The sequence below is a fragment of the Mycobacterium sp. Marseille-P9652 genome, from assembly GCF_902652685.1.
Taxonomy (GTDB): Bacteria; Actinomycetota; Actinomycetes; order Mycobacteriales; family Mycobacteriaceae; genus Mycobacterium.
This window is the reverse complement of record NZ_CACRUY010000071.1, coordinates 1-20,027: the sequence shown is the minus strand read 5'-3', so window position 1 is coordinate 20,027 and position 20,027 is coordinate 1. Positions and strand designations below refer to the sequence as shown.

Annotated in this window: 23 protein-coding genes, 1 pseudogene and 1 riboswitch; of the genes and pseudogenes, 13 read left to right on the top strand and 11 right to left on the bottom strand. The window is 69.5% G+C overall.

Going from position 1 to position 20,027, the window contains the following annotated elements; all coding sequences use genetic code 11:
* From GPY60_RS24005 to pdxH, 3 genes are all read right to left on the bottom strand, one after another.
* Positions 1 to 506 (bottom strand): PE family protein (locus tag GPY60_RS24005; protein ID WP_156690197.1); only part of this gene is annotated, 506 nt, incomplete at its 3' end.
* A 120-nt stretch (positions 507 to 626) separates the two neighbouring features.
* A complete protein-coding gene (locus tag GPY60_RS24000; protein ID WP_156690196.1) occupies positions 627 to 1,514 on the bottom strand; it encodes an amidohydrolase family protein in 888 nt (295 codons plus the stop codon).
* A 31-nt stretch (positions 1,515 to 1,545) separates the two neighbouring features.
* Complete coding sequence (gene pdxH, locus GPY60_RS23995) at positions 1,546 to 2,172, bottom strand: pyridoxamine 5'-phosphate oxidase (RefSeq protein ID WP_156690199.1); 627 nt, start codon at positions 2,170 to 2,172, stop codon at positions 1,546 to 1,548.
* A gap of 116 nt (positions 2,173 to 2,288) precedes the next feature.
* Here pdxH and GPY60_RS23990 point away from each other — a divergent pair, with 116 nt between their 5' ends.
* Both GPY60_RS23990 and GPY60_RS23985 read left to right on the top strand, forming a co-directional pair.
* Complete coding sequence (locus GPY60_RS23990; protein WP_156690195.1) at positions 2,289 to 3,410, top strand: citrate synthase 2; 1,122 nt, start codon at positions 2,289 to 2,291, stop codon at positions 3,408 to 3,410.
* Between the two features lie 136 nt (positions 3,411 to 3,546).
* Positions 3,547 to 3,996 (top strand): VOC family protein, encoded by a 450-nt coding sequence (locus tag GPY60_RS23985; protein WP_156690194.1) that lies wholly within the window; start codon positions 3,547 to 3,549, stop codon positions 3,994 to 3,996.
* A gap of 6 nt (positions 3,997 to 4,002) precedes the next feature.
* On the opposite strand, the gene GPY60_RS23980 is transcribed toward GPY60_RS23985, so the two are convergent.
* Entirely contained in the window at positions 4,003 to 5,697 is a 1,695-nt protein-coding gene (locus tag GPY60_RS23980; protein WP_156690193.1) for an FAD-dependent oxidoreductase, read from the bottom strand.
* Positions 5,698 to 5,714: 17 nt separating this feature from the next.
* On the bottom strand, positions 5,715 to 6,737 hold the full coding sequence (locus tag GPY60_RS23975; protein ID WP_156690192.1) for an AurF N-oxygenase family protein: 1,023 nt from the start codon (positions 6,735 to 6,737) through the stop codon (positions 5,715 to 5,717).
* A 196-nt stretch (positions 6,738 to 6,933) separates the two neighbouring features.
* On the opposite strand from GPY60_RS23975, the gene serC reads away from it, so the two are divergent.
* A complete protein-coding gene (gene serC, locus GPY60_RS23970; protein WP_156690191.1) occupies positions 6,934 to 8,052 on the top strand; it encodes a phosphoserine transaminase in 1,119 nt (372 codons plus the stop codon).
* 121 nt (positions 8,053 to 8,173) lie between these two features.
* The gene (gene sepH, locus GPY60_RS23965) at positions 8,174 to 8,929 is read left to right on the top strand and encodes a septation protein SepH (protein ID WP_156690190.1); all 756 of its coding nucleotides are present in this window, start codon (positions 8,174 to 8,176) and stop codon (positions 8,927 to 8,929) included.
* Here sepH and GPY60_RS23960 read toward each other — a convergent pair whose 3' ends face one another.
* The 3 genes from GPY60_RS23960 to GPY60_RS23950 are packed head-to-tail and all read right to left on the bottom strand — an operon-like array spanning position 8,930 to position 10,457.
* A complete protein-coding gene (locus GPY60_RS23960; protein ID WP_156690189.1) occupies positions 8,930 to 9,208 on the bottom strand; it encodes a DUF2537 domain-containing protein in 279 nt (92 codons plus the stop codon). It lies immediately after the preceding gene.
* Entirely contained in the window at positions 9,205 to 10,029 is an 825-nt protein-coding gene (locus tag GPY60_RS23955) for a TrmH family RNA methyltransferase (protein ID WP_156690188.1), read from the bottom strand. The genes GPY60_RS23960 and GPY60_RS23955 overlap by 4 nt, the downstream gene beginning before the upstream one ends.
* Positions 10,026 to 10,457: a MarR family transcriptional regulator gene (locus GPY60_RS23950; RefSeq protein WP_156690187.1), complete on the bottom strand. Its 432-nt coding sequence runs from the start codon at positions 10,455 to 10,457 to the stop codon at positions 10,026 to 10,028. Before GPY60_RS23950 ends, GPY60_RS23955 begins: the two co-directional genes overlap by 4 nt.
* A 161-nt stretch (positions 10,458 to 10,618) precedes the next feature.
* Between GPY60_RS23950 and GPY60_RS23945 the strand changes: the two genes are divergently transcribed.
* Together GPY60_RS23945 and GPY60_RS23940 are read left to right on the top strand one after the other, a co-directional pair.
* A complete protein-coding gene (locus tag GPY60_RS23945) occupies positions 10,619 to 10,891 on the top strand; it encodes a DUF2530 domain-containing protein (RefSeq protein ID WP_156690186.1) in 273 nt (90 codons plus the stop codon).
* A 21-nt stretch (positions 10,892 to 10,912) separates the two neighbouring features.
* A complete protein-coding gene (locus GPY60_RS23940) occupies positions 10,913 to 11,368 on the top strand; it encodes an SRPBCC family protein (RefSeq protein ID WP_156690185.1) in 456 nt (151 codons plus the stop codon).
* A gap of 226 nt (positions 11,369 to 11,594) precedes the next feature.
* On the opposite strand, the pseudogene GPY60_RS23935 reads toward GPY60_RS23940, so the two are convergent.
* A pseudogene (locus tag GPY60_RS23935) lies at positions 11,595 to 12,392 on the bottom strand (DUF3027 domain-containing protein); the annotation flags it as partial.
* Positions 12,393 to 12,508: 116 nt separating this feature from the next.
* Here GPY60_RS23935 and GPY60_RS23930 point away from each other — a divergent pair.
* From GPY60_RS23930 to GPY60_RS23920, 3 genes are all read left to right on the top strand, one after another.
* Positions 12,509 to 14,191, top strand: a complete 1,683-nt coding sequence (locus tag GPY60_RS23930) for an MFS transporter (protein WP_156690198.1) — start codon at positions 12,509 to 12,511, stop codon at positions 14,189 to 14,191.
* Entirely contained in the window at positions 14,188 to 14,688 is a 501-nt protein-coding gene (locus tag GPY60_RS23925) for a DUF2771 domain-containing protein (protein ID WP_156690183.1), read from the top strand. The genes GPY60_RS23930 and GPY60_RS23925 overlap by 4 nt, the downstream gene beginning before the upstream one ends.
* 103 nt (positions 14,689 to 14,791) lie before the next feature.
* Positions 14,792 to 15,658: an endonuclease domain-containing protein gene (locus tag GPY60_RS23920; protein ID WP_156690182.1), complete on the top strand. Its 867-nt coding sequence runs from the start codon at positions 14,792 to 14,794 to the stop codon at positions 15,656 to 15,658.
* Positions 15,659 to 15,730: 72 nt separating this feature from the next.
* Here the strand turns inward: GPY60_RS23920 and GPY60_RS23915 are convergent, their stop codons facing one another.
* Together GPY60_RS23915 and GPY60_RS23910 are read right to left on the bottom strand one after the other, a co-directional pair.
* Positions 15,731 to 16,735 carry a glutathione S-transferase family protein gene (locus GPY60_RS23915; RefSeq protein WP_156690181.1) on the bottom strand — a complete coding sequence of 335 codons (1,005 nt, stop codon included), beginning with the start codon at positions 16,733 to 16,735 and terminating at the stop codon, positions 15,731 to 15,733.
* A gap of 82 nt (positions 16,736 to 16,817) precedes the next feature.
* On the bottom strand, positions 16,818 to 17,231 hold the full coding sequence (locus tag GPY60_RS23910) for a cold-shock protein (RefSeq protein ID WP_156690180.1): 414 nt from the start codon (positions 17,229 to 17,231) through the stop codon (positions 16,818 to 16,820).
* A 163-nt stretch (positions 17,232 to 17,394) separates the two neighbouring features.
* On the opposite strand from GPY60_RS23910, the gene GPY60_RS23905 reads away from it, so the two are divergent.
* From GPY60_RS23905 to GPY60_RS23890, 4 genes are all read left to right on the top strand, one after another.
* Positions 17,395 to 17,799, top strand: coding sequence for a YccF domain-containing protein (locus GPY60_RS23905; RefSeq protein WP_156690179.1), 405 nt, complete (start codon positions 17,395 to 17,397; stop codon positions 17,797 to 17,799).
* Positions 17,796 to 18,875, top strand: coding sequence for a GTP 3',8-cyclase MoaA (moaA, locus tag GPY60_RS23900; protein WP_156690178.1), 1,080 nt, complete (start codon positions 17,796 to 17,798; stop codon positions 18,873 to 18,875). Before GPY60_RS23905 ends, moaA begins: the two co-directional genes overlap by 4 nt.
* Positions 18,868 to 19,146 (top strand): MoaD/ThiS family protein, encoded by a 279-nt coding sequence (locus tag GPY60_RS23895; RefSeq protein WP_156690177.1) that lies wholly within the window; start codon positions 18,868 to 18,870, stop codon positions 19,144 to 19,146. The genes moaA and GPY60_RS23895 overlap by 8 nt, the downstream gene beginning before the upstream one ends.
* Before the next feature lie 208 nt (positions 19,147 to 19,354).
* Positions 19,355 to 19,560, top strand: a riboswitch (cyclic di-AMP (ydaO/yuaA leader).
* Between the two features lie 11 nt (positions 19,561 to 19,571).
* Positions 19,572 to 20,027 (top strand): transglycosylase family protein (locus GPY60_RS23890; RefSeq protein WP_197283811.1); only part of this gene is annotated, 456 nt, incomplete at its 3' end.

Sequence of the window (20,027 nt, the reverse complement as noted above, 5' to 3'; positions counted from 1 at the left end):
CCCCAGCCCAGCAGCCCGGCGGCCCCGCCGTTACCGCCGTTTTGGCCGGGCGCGCCGGAGCCGCCCGCGCCCCCGATGCCGAGCAGCCACCCGCCGGGCTGGCCGTTTTGCCCGGTGCCCGGGGCCCCATTGGCGCCGTCTCCGATCAGCGGGCGTCCGGTGGCCGCTAGGAAAGGCGCGTTGATCGCGTTGAGCAGATCTTGGCCTGTGGTCTGCGCAGCCACGTTCGCGGCCTCCGCGCTGACGTAGGCACCCGCACCCGCGCTCAACACCTGCACGAATTGCTCATGAAATGCCGCCGCCTGCGCGCTGAGCGCCTGAAAGCCGTGGCCATGGGCGGAGAACAACGCCGCGATGGCGGCCGACACCTCATCCTCGGCGGCGGCCAGCAGCCCCGTAGTCCGAGTCGCCGCTGACGCGTTGGCGGCGCTCAGGTTCGAGCCGATGGCCGCCAGGTCCGTTGCCGCTGAGGTCATCGTCTCCGGGACCGTGATCACGTACGACATGTCGATCCACCTGCCAGCAACCCCCCGCACAAGGACACGGCTTAACTCTCCGACGCCGACCCGGCACTGAGTTAAGTAATCGATTACTGCATTTCGAGTAGCCGACCACTGCACTTAGGGTCAGCCGGACTCAACCAAATCAAAAAGCTGGGCGGCGTTGTCATGCAACACTTTCCGCAGCCACTCATCGTCGACGCCGGGCAGTCGGGTCAGCACGCGCATCGCCTCGACGAAGCCGTAGGGGATGTTGGGAAAATCACTGCCGAACAGGATGCGGTCGGCGTGGTCGCGCAGGCGCGCGTACTGCGACTGCGGGAAGGGCATGGTCTCCTCGACGAACGGCGTGAACGCCATGGTGGTGTCGAGCCGCACGTCGTCATGGCGCTCTGCGAGGTCGAGGAAGTCGGTGTACTCGGGCATGCCCATGTGCGCGACGACCAACCGCAGGAGAGGATGGCGCGCCAGCAGAGCCGCGACGGGCTCGACGCCGGTGTGCTCGCCTGGCACCGGGCCGGAGCCGCAGTGCATGACGACGGGGACGGCGGCGTCCTCGATGAGGCCCCATGCGCGGTCCAGCAGGGGGTCAATGGGGCTGTACCGGCCGACCTGGATGTGGGCCTTGAACACCCGTGCGCCCGCGTCGATCGCCTGGCCGACGTAGCCCTCGACGCCGGGCTCCGGGTACAGCGTCGCCGTGTGCAGGCAGTCGGGCGTCGCCGCCGCGAACGACGCGGCCCACTGGTTGAGCCAGGCCGCCATCTGCGGCTTGTGGGGATAGACGAGCGAGGTGAACGCCCGCACCCCGAACCCGCGCAGGGTGCGCAGCCGCTGCTCCTCGTCGGTGCGGTACGCGATCGGCCAGCGGCGCCCGACCAGCGGCCCGGCGTCGTCGAAATACCGCCACACCTTGTCCATCACCGGCTTGGGCATGAAGTGCGTGTGTACGTCCACGATGCCCGGCAGCCCGAGCGACCCCCAGATCTGACGCACCGATTCCGTCTCGTCCATCGTCAGCCAGGATGGCAGGCCCGATGCGCCGTCAGGGTTGCAGGCGCTCCACTCGATCGCCGCTGACTCGAATTCGGTTGTGCAGCCGATTCTCCCGACCCTGCCAGAACTCCACCACCTCGGCGGCGATGTGGTAGCCGCCCCACGCCGGTGGCACGGGCACGCGCTCGCTGTCGGCGAAGCGAGCGGTCACCTCGGCCAGCTGGTCGAGCAGCGCTGCGCGCGACGCGATCGGCTGCGACTGACGCGACGCCCACGCGCCCAGCTGGGAGCCGCGCGGCCGCTTGGACCAGTACTCCTCGGTGTCGCGGGGGTCGACCTTGGTGACGCGGCCGCGGACATGGACCTGGCGCCCCAGCTGGAACCAGGGGAAGGTCGCCGAGGCGTACGGGGTCGCCGCCAGTTCGTCGCCCTTGGCGGAGTCATAGTTGGTGAAGAAAGTGATTCCGGTCTCGTCGACGCTCTTGCACAGCACCGCGCGGCTCACCGGCCTGCCGTCAGCGACGGTGGCCAGCACCATCGCGTTGGGCTCTGCGACGCCCGCGCGTTCGGCGTCGTCAATCCACTTGCGCAACAGCGCGACCCAACCGTCGTCGAGCCAGTCCACGTCGAGATCCGGGCTGCCGTCCTTCTCGACGGACCCGTACTCCACACGCATCCGGTGCAGGTGTTCGCTGCTGGTCTCGGGGCCTGGTCCTGCCACCGCGCCAACGCTACCGGGGGTTGCTACCGGCCGGTAGCATCGCGCCGCAACTGGGGTGCAAGAATTCGCCTATGACTGCGGTACCCGAGAATTTCGTCCCCGGCCTGGAGGGCGTGGTCGCCTTCACCACCGAAATCGCCGAGCCGGACAAAGACGGCGGCGCCCTGCGCTATCGCGGCGTCGACATCCAGGACCTGGTGGATCAGCAGGTGACCTTCGGCGAGGTGTGGGCGCTGTTGGTCGACGGCAAGTTCGGCCACGGGCTGCCGCCCGCCGAACCGTTCCCGCTGCCCATCCACACCGGCGACGTGCGCGTCGACGTGCAGGCGGGCCTGGCGATGCTCGCCCCGATCTGGGGCTACAAGCCGCTGCTCGACACCGACGACGCGACGGCCCGTGACCAGCTGGCCCGTGCCTCGGTGATGGCCCTGTCCTACGTCGCGCAGTCGGCCCGGGGCATCTACCAGCCGGCGGTACCGCAGCGCGTCATCGACGAATGCCCCACCGTCACAGCGCGATTCATGACCCGCTGGCAGGGCGAGCCGGACCCCCGGCACATCGAGGCCATCGACGCCTACTGGGTGTCGGCGGCCGAGCACGGGATGAACGCCTCGACGTTCACCGCGCGGGTGATCGCCTCGACGGGGGCCGACGTGGCGGCGGCGCTGTCCGGTGCGATCGGCGCGATGAGCGGGCCGCTGCACGGCGGCGCGCCGGCACGCGTCCTGCCGATGCTCGAGGAGGTCGAACGCACGGGCGACGCGCGGGGGCTGGTCAAGGGCATCCTCGACCGCGGCGAGAAGCTGATGGGGTTCGGGCACCGGGTCTACCGGGCCGAGGACCCGCGGGCGCGGGTGCTGCGTGCGACCGCCGAGCGGCTGGGCGCGCCCCGGTACGAGGTCGCGGTCGCGGTCGAACAGGCCGCGCTGGCCGAGCTGCGTGAGCGCCGCCCGGACCGGGCCATCGAGACCAACGTCGAGTTCTGGGCGGCGGTGATCCTGGACTTCGCCAAGGTGCCGGCCAACATGATGCCCGCCATGTTCACCTGCGGCCGCACGGCCGGGTGGTGCGCCCACATCCTCGAGCAGAAGCGTCTCGGCAAGCTGGTCCGCCCGTCCGCGATCTACGTCGGGCCCGGGCCGCGCGCGCCGGAGTCCGTCGAGGGCTGGGACCGCGTCCTCGCCGACGCCTGACGCCGGTCGCGTCGCTGAAGTTGTCGGTGGCCGTCGATTGAATGGTCTCGCCGCGATGAGTTCGGGTCGCGGAGGCAGTCAATAGGGTGAGCCGGCCGTCGGGCCGGGACGCAAGAGCGACAGCGAGGAGACCCCAATGGCGATCAACATCGAACCCGCAGTGTCACCCCACCTGGTGGTGGACGACGCCGCCGCGGCGATCGACTTCTACGTCAAGGCGTTCGGCGCCGAGGAGCTGGGGCGCGTGCCCCGGTCCGACGGGAAACTGGTGCACGCCGCCGTGCGCATCAACGGCTATCTCGTCATGCTCAACGACGACTTCCCCGAGGTGTGCGGCGGCAAGTCGATGACCCCGAAGTCGCTCGGCGGCACGCCGGTCACGATCCACCTGACCGTCACCGACGTCGACACCGCGTTCCAGCGGGCGCTCGACGCCGGAGCCACCGTGGTCGCCCCCCTGCAGGATCAGTTCTGGGGTGACCGCTACGGCGTGCTCGCCGACCCGTTCGGCCACCACTGGTCGCTGGGACAGCCGGTCCGCGAGGTCGGATACGAGGAGATCCAGGCCGCGATGTCCTGCATGTAGTCGCGGCTAGAAGTCGGCCAGCCGGGCCAGCAGCCGGCGCCGCATCGGCGGTGCCGGCTGCGCGGTGGCCGCGACGGCGAGCATGTCGGCGACGTCGGTGAACTTGTTGCGTGGCCGTCCGTCGCGGTCCCCGCGCGCGACCTCGGCGGCGTCGATGGCGTGCCACCCCTCGGAACCGACGGCCTCGGGTTGCCGGGTCCGCACCAGCCGGGCCAGCGCCTCGGGGCCGCCCGTCGGGTCGGCGAGCGCGCCGGCGTTGAAGTCGGCGACCAAGGCGTGGACGGTCTGCAGCGAACACGACTTGTTGGTGCCGATGAATCCGGTCGGGCCCCGCTTGATCCACCCCGCGACATAGGCGCCGGGAACCGGTGTGCCCGACTCCGGATCGACGACGCGGCCCCCGTCGTTCGGGACCACACCCCGCGCGTCGTCGAAGGGTAGGCCTTGAATCCTCTTGCCGCGGTAGCCGATCGAGGTCAAGACCAGACCGGCCTCCAGCTGGCGGGCCTCGCCTGCTCCGGTGGTCGAGAACTCCACACCGGTGGCCCGGCCCTCCCCCAGCACCCGCTCGGGCGTGAGGCGATAGGCCAGCCGGATGCGGGGGCGCCCGGTCGCGGGGGCCGAGGCGTCACCGAGCCGGCTCAAGATGTCCAGCTTCGTTCTGGTGAGCGGATCGGTGCTCGCGGCGAGGTCCTGCGCCACGCGTTCGTGGTCGGCGGCGTCGAGGACGACCTCGGACGTGCCGGTCAGCCCGATCAATTCGGGCAGCGTGAAGGCCGAATGGGCGGGACCGCGGCGCGCGGCGATCACCACTTCCCGGATCCGGGAGCCGCGCAGCGCGGCCAGCGCGTGGTCGGCGATGTCGGTGCGGGCCAGTTCCGTGGGATCGGTGGTGAGCAGCCGGGCCACGTCGAGCGCGACGTTGCCGTTGCCGATGACAACCACCCGCTCGTGACCGAGATCGACCGGTAGGTCGGCGAATTCGGGATGGCCGTTGATCCAGGCCACCAGTTCGGTCGCGGTCGCCGTCCCGGGCAGGCCCATGCCCTCGATGTCGAGCCGACGGTCGTCGGGCGCACCGACCGCGTACAGCACGGCATGGTGGTGGGCCAGCAGGTCGGCGTGGCTGACGTGCCTGCCGACCTCGACGTTGAGGTAGAACCGGAAATGGCGATGACCCGCGACACGGTCGAACAGCCGGGTCACCCGCTTGGTGTTCTGATGGTCGGGCGCCACCCCGGCGCGCACCAGCCCGTAGGGCGTGGGCAGCTTCTCGAAGACGTTGACCCGCACGCCCTGCTGGGTGAGCAGTTCGTCGGCGGCGTACATCGCCGCCGGGCCGGAGCCTACGATGGCCACGGTCAACGGCCGCCGGCGGGGGCGCACCGCGGCCGCCGGGATCACCGGCGCCAGCTTCGACGTAGGCGGCAACTTCACGCCCTCGGGGCGCTCCGGGTAGAACGACGCGTTGACCTCGGCGAAGGGCAACTGCCGGACGTCCAGCCGGGTGTCGGGCGCGATGGCGCCGACCGGACAGGCGCTGACGCAGGCACCGCAGTCGACGCACGCCACCGGATCGATGTAGAGCATCTCGGAGGTGGCGAAACCCGGCTCGTCGGGTGTCGGGTGGATGCAATTCACCGGGCAGGCGAACACACAGGACCCGTCGTTGCAGCACGACTGGGTAATGACATGCGGCATAAAGGAACTCGCGTGTCCTAGGCGGCGGGCACGGCCAGGTGCCGGCGCTGGGGCTCACTGCGGTAGCGCGACGGCTCGCCGTCGATCTTGCAGAGCCGCCACATCAGCCGTGCCGAGCGCGTTTCCATCAGCCCGGTGTCGTGAGCCAGCATCCGCACGTCACCGAACATGTCGCTCAGCCACTTCCGCGATTCCGGCGAACGGAAGAACAGTTCCTTCTTGACCTCGCGCGGGATGTCGAACTCGTCCCAGAATGCTTTGGGCGGCACCACGATCGCCCGGCACAGGGCCTTCATCGTCAGCGGCAGATAGAGCGCCGTCCAGAACCGCTGCCGCTGGGTCAGCTGCGGCACCCGCCGACGCAGGAACTCGTGTGCGAACGAGATGTGTCGCGCTTCCTCGGCCACGTGGATGGCCATCACCCGCTCCATGATCGGGTGCAGCGACTTGCCTTCGCGCAGAACGTTTTTCTGTGTGTGGTCGATCGGCTCCTCGCCCGCGAGCACGCCGATGAAGAACGCCACCGGCAGCGGGCCGGCGACCAACGGCACCAGCGGCGAGAGCCAGCGCAGCATCCGCGGCATCCCCGGCACGTCGGCGCCCACGCGGTTCACCATCTCCTGAAACATCATGGTGTGGTTGCACTCTTCGACCGACTCGTGCAGGCAGTACCGGTATTCCGGCGAGCCGTTGGGCACCCAGAACGTGTAGTTCATCAGGCCGCGGATGAGGATCGACTCGAAGTGCAGACCGACCTTGGCGACGTTGGCCTGTCGCCACATGCCGATCTTGATCTTGCGTTCGTCGGACTGGGCCTGATACCAGGGGTGACGGCCCAGCGGGTCGGTCGCCGGGAGGATCCACCGCGGATCGTCGTCGGTGACGGCGAATTCCGGCGATTCCCAGTCGATGTCGGTGTACGGGTTGAAGTTTCGCCGCACCGACCCCTCGGACAGTGTGGCGAGCATGTTCACGTACTCGACGTCGTCGCGCACTTCCATGTTGCGGCGCCAACGCCGAACCATTCGCGTCCTAGCCATTCCCAGCCTCCCCAACGAGGTGTACATCTGGACGTGCTTTGTCCTGACAGTACCGCCGGTACCGGGTATTTACCAGAGCGGTCCGGCCACTGTGGGCTGACCAGTGGTCATTGACGGGGTGTGGCCCTGCTCACACCCCGCGCGGACCGCAACCCGCGGCGCCGGGGCCCCCGCAGCGCTCACTAGGCTGGCTGGCATGGCTGACCAGCTCGAGATCCCCGCTGACATCAAACCCCGCGACGGCCGCTTCGGGTCGGGTCCGTCGAAGGTTCGACCAGAGCAATTGCAGGCGTTGTCCACCACCGCGGCGCCGCTGTTCGGCACGTCGCATCGGCAGGCGCCGGTAAAAGATCTGGTCGGCCGGGTCCGGTCAGGGGTGTCCGAGCTGTTCTCGGTGCCGGACGGCTACGAGGTCATCCTCGGTAACGGCGGCGCGACGGCCTTCTGGGATGCCGCGGCGTTCGGGTTGATCGACAAGAGGTCGCTGCACCTGTCGTTCGGGGAGTTCAGCGCGAAGTTCGCCTCCTCGGTCGCCAAGAACCCGTTCGTCGGCGATCCCATCGTGGTCAAGGCGGAGCCGGGGACGGCGCCGGAGCCGCAGGCCGACCCCTCGGTCGACGTCATCGCCTGGGCGCATAACGAAACCTCGACCGGTGTGGCGGTGCCGATCCGCCGCCCCGCCGACTCGGGCGACGCCCTGGTGGTCATCGACGCGACGTCCGGCGCAGGCGGCCTGCCGGTCGACATCACCCAGGCCGATGCTTATTACTTCTCACCGCAGAAAAACTTCGCCAGCGACGGCGGGTTGTGGCTGGCGGTCATGAGTCCGGCCGCGCTCGCCCGCGTCGAATCGATCGCCTCGTCGGGGCGCTGGGTGCCCGACTTCCTGTCGCTGCCGATCGCTGTGGAGAACAGCCTCAAGAACCAGACGTACAACACCCCGGCGATCGGCACGCTGGCGCTCATGGCCGAGCAGGTGGACTGGATCCTGGGTAACGGCGGGTTGGACTGGGCGGTCAAGCGCACGGCGGATTCCTCGCAGCGCCTCTACTCCTGGGCAGAGGAGCGGCCCTACACCACGCCGTTCGTCGCCGACCCCGCGTCCCGGTCCCAGGTCGTCGGGACCATCGACTTCAACGACGACGTCGACGCGGCCGCCGTCGCCAAGATCCTCCGCGCGAACGGCATCGTCGACACCGAGCCCTACCGCAAACTCGGCCGCAACCAGTTGCGCGTCGCGATGTTCCCCGCCGTCGACCCCGACGACGTCAGCGCGCTCACCCAGTGCGTCGACTGGGTCGTTGAACGGCTGTAACTAAAAGGTCATCAGCCCGCAACCGGCCAGCGTGTCAGAGCCGGTTGCGGCCGCTTCCTCCACTAGAGTGCGCACGTGACGGGTCCGTTGCCGACTGGCACGGAGCCTGCGAGGAGAGGCCATGCGGGAACTCAGAGTGGTTGGGCTCGGCGTCGACGGCAAACACGTCATCTGTCAGGGTGACGACCCCGCGGAGCAGTTCAAGCTGGCGGTCGACGACCAACTGAGGGCCGCCGCGCGCGGCGACCGGATACCGCCGGAGCAACCCCAGCTCGACATCGAGGTCACGAACATGCTCAGCCCCAAGGAAATTCAGGCCAAGATTCGCGCCGGCGCCTCGGTCGAGCAGGTCGCCGCGGCCTCGGGCTCCGAGATTTCGCGGATCCGCCGCTTCGCCCATCCCGTCTTGCTGGAACGGGCGCGGGCCGCCGAGTTGGCCACCGCCGCGCACCCCGTGCTCGCCGACGGCCCCGCGGTGCTGACCCTGCTCGAGACCGTCAGCTCCGCCCTGGTGACGCGGGGCCTCGAGCCCGACAAGCTCAGCTGGGACGCCTGGCGCAACGAGGACAGCCGCTGGACCGTCCAACTGGCGTGGAAGGCCGGGCGTACCGACAACATCGCCCACTTCTGCTTCACCCCGGGCGCCCACGGCGGAACCGTCACCGCACTCGACGACGGAGCCAGCGCGCTCATCGACCCCACCTTCGAACGCCCGCTGCGACCCGTCGCGCAGGTCGCGCGCATCGACCGCGAGGAACCGGCCGCGCCGGAGCCCGAGGTCCCGCAAGAGCCGCCGGTCCACACCCGGCGCGGCAAGCCGGTGATCCCGGCGTGGGAGGACGTGCTCCTCGGGGTGCGTTCGGGCGGCCAGCGCTAGTCAGGCGTTTCCCGACGCCGTCAGCGCCAGCAAGACCAGCCAGCCGACCGCCACGCCGAACCCGGCGCCCAGGACGAACCACCGCAGCACCGGCTTGCGCCGCCAGCCCCACAGGGTGGGCGCCAACCCGCCGGCGGCCACCGCGTTGAGGCCGACCGCCAGCAGCGGATGCACCCGGATCAGCCCCAGGCTCAGCACCACCACGGCGGCTCCGATGACGGCGGCGACGAACCCGGCGACCGTCAAACCCGTTGCCCACGGCACAGAGTCGTCGCTCACGGGGCGAGCCTAACCCGTTCGTAGAACGCCAAAGCGGCCGCCGTTGCGACGTTCAGGGAGTCGGTGCCCCGCGACATCGGGATGCGCACCCGCACATCGCATGACCGCAGTGCCGCCGCGGTCAGCCCGGGGCCCTCGGCGCCGACGAGCACCGCGACGCGCTGCCCGTGCGCCGCCGCCATCGCCTCGGCGAGCGCGCACGCGCGGCCGTCGGGCGTCATCGCGAGCAACCGAAACCCCTGTTGTTTGAGCAGCGCGAGGTCGCCGGGCCAATCGGCGGCCCGGGCGTAGGGCACCAGCAGCGCATGTCCCATCGACACCCGCACGGCGCGGCGGTACAGCGGGTCGGCGCAGCCGCTGCCGAACACCACCGCCTCGACACCCAGCCCCGCCGCGTTGCGGAAGATCGAGCCGAGGTTCTCATGGTCGTTGACCCCTTCGAGCACCGCAATCGTCCGGGCGCCGTCCACCACCTCACTGACGGTCGGCTCGGGGACCCTCCTGGCCGCGGCCAGCACACCGCGATTGAGGTGGAACCCGACGACGTCCGCCATGACCTCGGCCGACGCGCGGTAGAACGGCGCCGCGACTCCGGTTAGGTCGTCGCGCAGCTCGGTGAGCCTGCGGTCGGTGCCCAGCAGCGCGTGCGGGGTGAACCGCGAGGCCAGCATGCGCTGCACGACCAGCACCCCCTCGGCTATCACCAGCCCTTTGCCCGTGGGCAGGTCGGGACGCCGGTCGACGCTGTTGAGGTCGCGGAAATCGTCGAGACGCGGATCGTCGGGGTCGTCAACGTCGTGAACGTTCGGGCCGTCGTTCACGGGCCTTCGTCGACCAGGGCCAGCATCATGTCGGCGGCCTGCCGCAACACCTCACGTTTGTCGCAGTCCAGCGTCGAGAGCCGATTGGCCAGCCACTCCTGGCGAGCGCGACGCGTCGCCTTGACCAGCTCTTCGCCCGATTCGGACACCGACACCAGCACCTGGCGGCCGTCGACGGGGTGCGGCGTCCGGTCCACCAGCCCCATCTCGGCGAGCGAGGCGATCACCCTGGTCATCGACGGCGGCCGCACCCGCTCGCGGATGGCCAGCGCGCCCGGCGTCATCGGTCCCTCGTTTGCCAGGGTCGCCAGGGCCGACAGCTGAGACAGCGAAACCGGCGACGACGGGTTGCGGAACCGCAGTTGGCGGGCCAGCCGCATGACGGCCAGCGACAAGTCGCTGGCCAGCCGCGCATCGCTGTCAGGCATGGCGCGAGGGTACACGGAACGCGAGAACTCGGGCTGACAAACTGCAAACCAACGCCCGCGCCGAACGGCGGCCTACCGTGGCCCAAAGACTTTCCTGGACACCGCTCTCAGCCCGTGCCCGGCGGGTGGTGGTCGAGTTGGGCGGGATATGTTGAAGGGCGATGTCCTCAGAACCCGGCCAGACTCCCGAGGCGCCGCCCCTGTCGCCGGCGCTGCTGCAGGTGTGGCCGTTCATCGGGCTCGGGTTCCTGGGCTGGCTGATCGCCACCGCCGCCGCGTTCGTCGTGCCGGCATTCGAAGGGTGGCGCCCCATAGCCGTCGCCGGACTCGGCGTAGGTTTGCTCGGCACAGGGATCTTCGTGTTGCAGCTGCGTGCGGCGCGCCGGGGCGCTCGCGGCGCACAGTCCGGACTCGAAACCTTTCTCGACCATTAGCAGGACGATTCAGGAGGAGCGATGGTAGCCCCGCTGCTGCAAACCCATGTCGACGTCGACGCGCCGCCTTCCAAGGTCTGGGCCCTGATCTCCGACTTCCGGCGGATGCCGGAGTGGAGCCCCCAGTGCCGGATGATGAAGGCGTTCGGCCCGGTCCGCGCCGGCACGCGCACGCTCAACCTCAACCGCCGCAACCGCCTGTTCTGGCCGACCACCTGCACCGTCGTCGAGGCCATCCCGGAGAAGAGGCTGGCGTTTCGGGTGAACACCAACCACACCGTCTGGACCTACGAACTCGAGCCCATCGGCGAGGGCACCCGGATCGTCGAGAGCCGGCACGCCGAGAACGGCGTCACGGCGATCTCCAACCTGACGGTCAACGCGTTCTTCGGCGGCACCAGCAACTTCGAAGGCGAATTGCTCGACGGCATGAACGCCTCGCTGGCGCGGATCAAGTCCGCCGCCGAGAGGGCATAGCGGCGAATCGCCGCCGTCGGGATTAGTCGGCGGAGTCTTCCTGCCCGGGGGACTGCTCGTCGGCCACGCCTGAATCGCCGGGTTGCTCTGCCGGTTCGGACGGCTCCACCTCAGCGGCCGGCTCCACCGCTTCGGCCGCCTCGACGGCTTCGGCTGGCTCGCCGGCTTCGGCCGCCTCGACGGGTTCAGCCGAACCGGCCGATTCTGCCGCCTCGGTCGGTTCGACCGTTTCGGCCGGCGCGGCGGGTGCCCGCTCGGTGACGTCGAGCACGCCGTCGTCGAACGGCTCGTACATCGGTGACCCGGTTCCCGCCGGCGCCGGCGTGTCCGAATGGGCCCCGCAGCCATAGAGCTTGTCCACGACATGCCCGTCGGCGGCCAGCGCGTTGCCGCACACACCGAACATCGCGCCGAGTGACCCGGCCAGCGGCAGGAAGAAACCGCAGTCGCGGCACACCCGCTTCGTCGAACGTGCCATCGGCGACGCGGGGCCGTAGTCCCCGGTGTGCCAGCGCTCGGCGGCCTCGTAGCGGCCGACCACGCCCATGACCCAGCGCCGTCCGAGCCCGACTTCGGCCGCGGTCTCGTCGACCTGCGGATCACCGCTGGCCGTGTAGCCGGGCACGAGGCGCAGGTCGTCGGCCGCGGGCGCCAGCAGGTCCCCGGGGCTCAGATCCCCCGGCCGCACCCGCTTCTCCCAGGGCACCCACTCGGGGGCCAGCAAGGCCGTCGGCCCGGGGATCAGCACGACCTCGCTGATCGTGGCGTGATCGGCACCGGGATACGCGGCGACGACCACCGCCCACTGCCACCCCTGGTAGCCGGGCAGGTGCGCCAGGAACCGGTGGGTGGCCGACGTCGGATCCTCGTAGTCGACGCCCAGATGATCACCGACGCTGTTCGCGCCGCTGAACTCGGCGACGGCGTCCCTGGCCTGATCGACCGCACCGGTGAGCACCGCGGCCAACCCCTCGGGCCACTCGGCCACGGTCGCCACGGCGGATTCCTCGCTCGGTCCGGTCACGCTGTTCCCTTCGTGCATCGCGTCTCAATACTAGGTTGGCGAGCCACGCCCGGTTGCCTCCCGGGATAGGACAGAATTGAGACGTGTCTGGACGGCGGCGACAAGACCCGGACCGGGTGGCTTCCAACCCGGGCCGCCGACCCCGTAACGGGTCATCCAACCAGCACCCGGGCATGGCCAACTACCCGGCCGATCACAACGGCAGCGCCGACAACCGCCGGACGCGCCGTCCGCCGCCTTCCCGAACCACCATGCCGAGCGCCAACCGCTACCTTCCCCCGCTGGGGCAGGAGCCGGAAGCGGAGCCGAAGGACCGCACCAGCGGCCCCCAGCGGACTCCCGCCGGAGGGGAACGGATCACCGTCACCCGCGCCGCCGCGCAGCGCAGCCGCGAAATGGGTTCGCGCATGTACTGGATGGTGCAGCGCGCCGCCACCGCCGACGGCGCCGACAAGTCCGGACTGACCGCGCTGACGTGGCCGGTGGTGGCGAACTTTGCGGTGGACGCCGCGATGGCCGTCGCCCTGGCCAACACGCTCTTCTTCGCCGCGGCGACCGGCGAGAGCAAGGGTCGCGTCGCGCTGTACCTGCTGATCACCATCGCGCCCTTTGCGGTGATCGCCCCGCTCATCGGCCCGGCGTTGGACCGGCTCCAACACGGCCGCCGCGTCGCCCTCGCCGCATCGTTCGGGCTTCGCACGGCGCTAGCGCTGGTCCTGATCATGAACTACGACGGGGCCACCGGCAGCTATCCGTCGATGGTGCTCTATCCCTGCGCGCTGGCCATGATGGTGTTGTCGAAGTCGTTCAGCGTGCTGCGCAGCGCCGTGACGCCCCGGGTCATGCCGCCGACGATCGACCTCGTCCGGGTCAACTCCCGGCTCACCATTTTCGGACTGCTCGGCGGCACCATCGCCGGCGGCGCCGTCGCAGCGGGCGTCGAGTTCGCCTGCAACCACATCTTCAAGCTGCCCGGCGCCCTGTTCGTGGTCGTCGCGGTCACGGTGGCCGGCGCCATGCTGTCCATGCGGATCCCGCGGTGGGTCGAGGTCACGGCCGGCGAAGTCCCGGCGACCCTGAGCTACCGCCGCGACAGCGAGCACCCGAGAAGCTGGCCGGACGAAGTCAAGAGGGTGGGCGGCACCCTCCGACAACCCTTGGGCCGCAACATCATCACGTCGCTGTGGGGCAATTGCACCATCAAGGTGATGGTCGGCTTCCTCTTCTTGTACCCGGCGTTCGTGGCGAAGGCGCACCAGGCCAACGGCTGGGTCCAGCTGGGCATGCTCGGCATGATCGGCGCCGCGGCCGGCATCGGTAATTTCGCGGGCAACTTCACCAGCGCGCGCATGAAACTCGGCCGGCCCGCCGTCCTGGTGGTGCGTTGCACGGTGGCGGTGTCCTTGGTGGCGCTGGCCGCCTCGGTGGCGGGCACCTTGATGGCGGCCGTGATCGCCACCCTGGTGACGTCGGGGTCGAGCGCGATCGCGAAGGCCTCGCTGGACGCCTCCCTGCAGAACGACCTGCCCGAGGAGTCGCGCGCGTCCGGCTTCGGGCGCTCGGAGTCCACGCTGCAGCTGGCCTGGGTGATGGGCGGCGCGCTCGGCGTCATGGTCTACACGGAGCTGTGGGTCGGCTTCACCGCGGTCACCGCCCTGCTCATCCTCGGACTCGCGCAAACCCTCGTCAGCTTCCGCGGCGATTCGCTCATACCCGGCCTCGGCGGGAACCGGCCCGTCATGGTCGAGCAGGAGGACAGGCGCCGAGGCGCCGGCAGGCCGGCGGTGGTGCCCGAGTGAGGTCCCCGAAGAAGCGGGGCATCGCCATATTGCTCGCCGCCGCCTTGACGCTGGCGTGCGTGGCCGTCGGCGTCGGCACCTGGCTGCTGGTGCGCCCCTCCGGTCCCGAACGGCCCGAGATCAGCGCGTATTCGCACGGCCACCTGATCCGCGTCGGACCGTACCTGTACTGCAATGTGCTCAACCTCGACGACTGCCAGTCGCCGCAGACGCAGGGCGAGTTGAAGGTCAGCGAGCGCTACCCCGTCCAGCTGTCGGTGCCCGATGCCATCTACCGGGCGCCGTGGCGACTGCTCAAGGTCTACGAGGATCCCGCCAACACCACCGCCACGATGTTCCGGCCATCCACCCAGTTCGCGGTCACCATCCCGCCCGTCGACCCGCAGCGCGGGCGGCTGACCGGGATCGTGGTGCAGTTGCTGACCCTAGTGGTGGACCCATCCGGCGACCTGCGCGAGGCGCCCCACGCGGAATGGTCTGTCCGCCTTACCTATTGATTTCCGCGTCCAACGTCGACTTGTTGCACATTCATCCCCGATTTCCCGTCGACAACTCGACGTTCGTGCGAAGCGTGTCGGTGCAACGAGGCACTGTGGCGCCATGCAAATCGACGACTGGCCCTTCGTGGGCACCGAGGCGCTGGCGGCTCGTGTCGTCACGCGCCATCAACTGCGGACTCGCTACGAGATGGTGCACCGAAACGTCTACATCCGCCGGGGTCAGAAGTTGACGCCCGTGACGCGTGCCGTCGCCGCGTGGCTGTGGTCCGGGCGTTCCGCGACGATGGCCGGCCTGTCCGCGGCGGCGCTGCATCGCACCGCGTGGATCGACGCGTGGCTGCCGGCGGAACTGAACCGGCCGAGCCGCGACCGGGCGCGCGGCATCATCCCGCACAGTGATGCGCTGGACGACGACGAGGCCTGCGTCCGCGACGGTATTCGCATGACCACCCCGGCCCGCACGGCGTTCGACTTGGGCCGCCGAAAAGGACTCACGACAGCTGTGATTCGGCTCGACGCGCTCATGCACGCGACCGAAGTGAAGGCGGCCGACGTCGAGCTGCTGATCGACCGGCACCGGGGTGCGCGCGGACTGATGCAATTGCGCCGAGTCCTCGACCTCGCCGACCGCGGCGCGGAGTCGCCTTACGAGACGCGCACGCGCCTCATCCTGGTCGGCAGCGGGTTGCCAAGGCCGCGGACGCAGATCAAAGTGCTCAACCAGTGGGGCATCGTCATTGCCCGCATGGACATGGGATGGGACGAGTGGAAGGTCGGCGTCGAGTTCGATGGCCGACAGCATTGGACCGATCCCGCGCAACGAAGCTGGGATATCGATCGACTGGCCGAGCTCGAGGCGCGCGGCTGGACGATCGTCCGGGTCAGCGCCGAAATGCTGCACTCGCGTCCGCACGTCGTCGTCGCACGAGCGCGTCGCGCCTTGATCGCGAAGGGGTGCAAGTTATGACGCCGAACGTCGAGAAGTTGCGCGATACCAGGGAATTAGACGCAAACAAGTCGACGTTCGCGCCACGTCACGCTATGCCCCGTGGCCCTCCGGCACGCGCTCACCTTCGACGGGCGGCCCGGGCGGCGTTCCGTCCCCGAACGGCCTGCCGCCCAACGCCTCCCGCCCGTGGGCGGTGAGCCAGCCGGCCAGCTCCGGGCCCTTCGGCACGATGCGGGTGGGATTGATGTCGGCGTGCACGATGTAGTAGTGCTGCTTGATCTGCACGAAATCGACGGTGTCACCGAAGCCCGGAGTCTGGAACAGGTCTCGCGCATACGCCCACAACACCGGCATCTCGCTGAGCTTGCTCCGGTTGCACTTGAAGTGACCGTGGTACACGGGATCGAAGCGCGCGAGCGTGGTGAACAGGCGGACGTCCGCCTCGGTGATGGTGTCGCCCACCAGGTATCGCTGCCCGGACAGGCGGTCGCTGACCCAGTCGAGCGCGGTGAAGAGCCTGTCGTAGGCCGCCTCGTAGGCGTCCTGCGATCCGGCGAACCCGCAGCGGTACACGCCATTGTTGATCTCGGTGTAGACCCTTTTGTTCACATCGTCGATCTCGGCCCGCAGCGGCTCCGGATAAAGCTGCGGGGCGCCGTCGCGGTGGTAAGCGGTCCACTCGGTGGAGAAGTCCAGCGTCATCTGGGCGAAGTCGTTGGTCACCACCGCACCCGTCGGCACATCGACGAGGGCGGGGACCGTGATGCCCTTGGGGTAGTCGGGATCGCGCTTGAAGTAGGCGTCCTGAAGCCGCGGGATTTTCAGCACCGGGTCGACGCCGCCGGGGTCGAGGTCGAAGGTCCAACTTCGCTCGTCGTGCGTGGGGCCGCAAAATCCAATGGAGAGAACGTCTTCCAGGCCCAGCAGCCGCCGCACGATGATGGCGCGGTTCGCCCACGGGCACGCCCGGGCGACGACGAGCCGATACCGCCCCGGCTCCACCGGATAGCCGTCGCGTCCGTCGGCAGTGACCCGCGTTGTGATGTAGGCGGTGTCGCGGGTGAATTCACCCGCCGGAGCGATGTAGCTGGCCATGTCTCCCGACTTCCGGTCGAACGTCGACTCGTTGCCGCCGAATCAGGCTGTGCCGCACACCAATTCGACCTAGGGTGCCAAACTAGGCGTCGAGCTCGCGCGCGACGGCCTTGACCACTTCGGACACCCGGCGAGCGGTCTTGCGGTCGGGATAGCGGCCCTTGCGCAACTCGGGCTGCACGACGCTCTCGAGGAGCGTGATCATGTCCTCGACCATGCCGTGCAGCTCGTCGGGGCTGTGCTTGTGCTCGACGGACGTCTCGCGGCGGCCCTGGGTCTTTGTCAGGCTGGGCGGGGCCTCGATCAACTTGAGGCTCAGCGCCTGCGGCCCGCGCCGGCCCGAGGCGATGCCGAACTCCACCCGCTGGCCCGCTTTGAGCCCCTCGACCCCGGCGGGCAACGCCGACGAACGGACGTAGACGTCCTCGCCGTCCTCCTGCGACAGGAAGCCGAACCCCTTGTCGGCGTCGTACCACTTAACCTTGCCGGTCGGCACTGGTCTCACCTGCTTGTCTGATGGATCACTAGCGTGGGCAACACAAGAAGCGTCCCGCCTGCGCAGGACGCCGTGTTGGATCCTGATCCTACTCGGATGCCCGCCTGACGAGCACCCCCCTTTAGGCGTTCCTCGGTAGGCTGGCACTACCGCTGGAGGAGATATGCGCCTGGTTCTGAACGTCATCTGGCTCGTGTTCGGGGGCCTGTGGATGGCGCTTGGCTACCTGGCCGCGGCGCTGATCTGTTTCCTGCTCATCGTCACCATTCCGTTTGGCTTCGCGTCGCTGCGAATCGCCTCGTACGCCTTATGGCCGTTCGGCCGCACGATCGTCGACAGGCCGACCGCGGGCGGCGGCGCGCTGGTCGGCAATGTCATCTGGGTGGTGCTATTCGGCGTGTGGCTGGCGATCGGCCACCTGGTGAGCGCGGCCGCCATGGCCGTCACCATCGTCGGCATTCCGCTCGCGCTGGCCAACCTGAAGCTGCTTCCCGTGTCGCTGATGCCGCTCGGGAAGCAGATCGTCCCCGTCGACGCGCCCACCCGAACGGCGCCGGTGCCCGCATGACGTTGACCGCACTGGGCCTTCCGACGATGCCGAGCCGCACGGCCGGCCCCAACTCGCACCAAGCACCGACGGCGGGTCCGCTGGTCGACACCTACGGCCGGGCCGCCACCGACTTGCGCGTCTCGCTGACCGATCGCTGCAACCTGCGCTGCACGTACTGCATGCCGGCCGAGGGCCTGGACTGGCTGCCCGGTGAGCAAGTGCTGCGGCCCGACGAGCTGGCCAGGCTGATGCGCATCGCGGTCACCCGCCTCGGCGTCACCCGCGTGCGGTTCACCGGCGGCGAGCCGTTGTTGTCCCGCCATCTCGAAGAGGTGGTCGCGGCCGCGGCGGCTCTACAACCACGCCCGGAGATCTCGCTGACCACCAACGGCGTGGGGCTGGCGCGGCGCGCCGCGGCGCTGGCCCGGGCGGGGGTGAACCGGGTCAACGTGTCGATGGACAGCGTCGACCGGGACCACTTCGCGGCCATCACCCGTCGCGATCGCCTTGACGACGTGCTGGCCGGCCTTGCCGCGGCCAAACGAGCCGGGCTGACACCGGTGAAGGTGAACGCCGTGCTCGACCCGGCCACCGGGCGCGACGACGTCGTCGGACTGTTGCGGTTCTGCCTCGACCACGGCTACCAGCTGAGGGTGATCGAACAGATGCCGTTGGACGCCGAGCATCAGTGGCGCCGGGACGCTGCGCTCAGCGCGGACGACGTGCTCGCCGCCGTGCGTCCGCACTTCCGGCTGCGGCCGGATCCGGCACCGCGGGGATCGGCTCCCGCGGAGCTCTGGCTGGTCGACACCGGCCCGGACACGCCCGTGGGGAAGTTCGGCGTGATCGCGTCGGTGTCGCACGCCTTCTGTTCGACCTGCGACCGCACCCGCCTCACCGCCGACGGGCAGGTGCGCAGCTGCCTGTTCGCCACACAGGAGACCGACCTTCGGGGTCTGCTGCGCGACGGGGCCGACGACGACGCGATCGAGGCGGCGTGGCGGGCCGCGATGTGGGCCAAGCCCGCAGGTCACGGCATCAACGACCCCGGCTTCATCCAGCCCGATCGCCCGATGAGCGCGATCGGTGGGTAGCGCCGAGGGTCACGTCGACGGGATCGAGGTGACGGTGCGGTACTTCGCCGCCGCGCGGGCGGCGGCGGGGGCCGATGCCGAGACGGTGGTGCTGCGCGCGGGCACGAGCGTGGCGGAATTGATCGACCGGCTCGCGGTCCCCGGGAGTCGCCTCGCCACCGTGCTGACGCGGTGCTCCTATCTGTGCGACGGGGTCGCGGTCCGCGACGACACCCAAGCGTTACGGACCGGAAACACGATCGATGTCCTACCCCCGTTCGCCGGCGGATGAAACTGTGAGATACCTCACGTAACGGAAAGATAACGACGCGGACACGCTTCGATTGCGGGCCCGATGACCAGCGCAAACTTTAGGTGTTCCTGGGGTTTTCGAAGATGGCCGTGCGGGAAACGCCGAGTTTCGCTGAACGTGACGAGCCGAACAGAACCCGCTACCGTCACCGGTGGCTCGCCAAGCTAAACCGGTTGGCGATCCTCTCCCACCTATCGCGCCGAGCTCCATCCAGTAGGCGGGAGGCACCGTAAGTGGATGGAGACGGGGGACCCACCGGTCCGCCGGATCGGGGTCGCGTGCGACCCCTTGGGGTGAAGCCGACGTCGGCTCCTTCTGAGCCAACGCGGCCGGGTGGCCTCTCCAACCCGAACCCGACAGCTGACCTCGCAGGCGCGTTACTCGAGAGGAAATTTCCGGCGCGTATGAGTGGACGTCACCGCAAGCCCACCACTTCCAACATCAGCGTCGCCAAGATCGCCCTAACCGGCGCGGTTCTTGGTGGCGGCAGCATCGCCCTCGCCGGCCAGGCGGCGGCCGCGACGGACGGCGAATGGGATCAGGTAGCCCGCTGCGAGTCCGGCGGCAACTGGGCCATCAACACCGGCAACGGCTACCACGGCGGCGTGCAGTTCAGCGCCAGCACGTGGGCCGCGCACGGCGGTGGCCAGTACGCCCCGTCGGCTGAGCTGGCCACCAAGGAACAGCAGATCGCCGTCGCCGAGCGGGTGCTGGCGAGCCAGGGCCGCGGCGCCTGGCCCGTGTGTGGGCATGGCCTGTCGGGTCCGACGCCCCGCGAGGTGCCCGCCCCGGCCGGCCTGAATGCGCCGCTCGACGCCCGGGGCGTCGAGCGGCGCATTCAGGCCGGCCGGGGCGGGCAC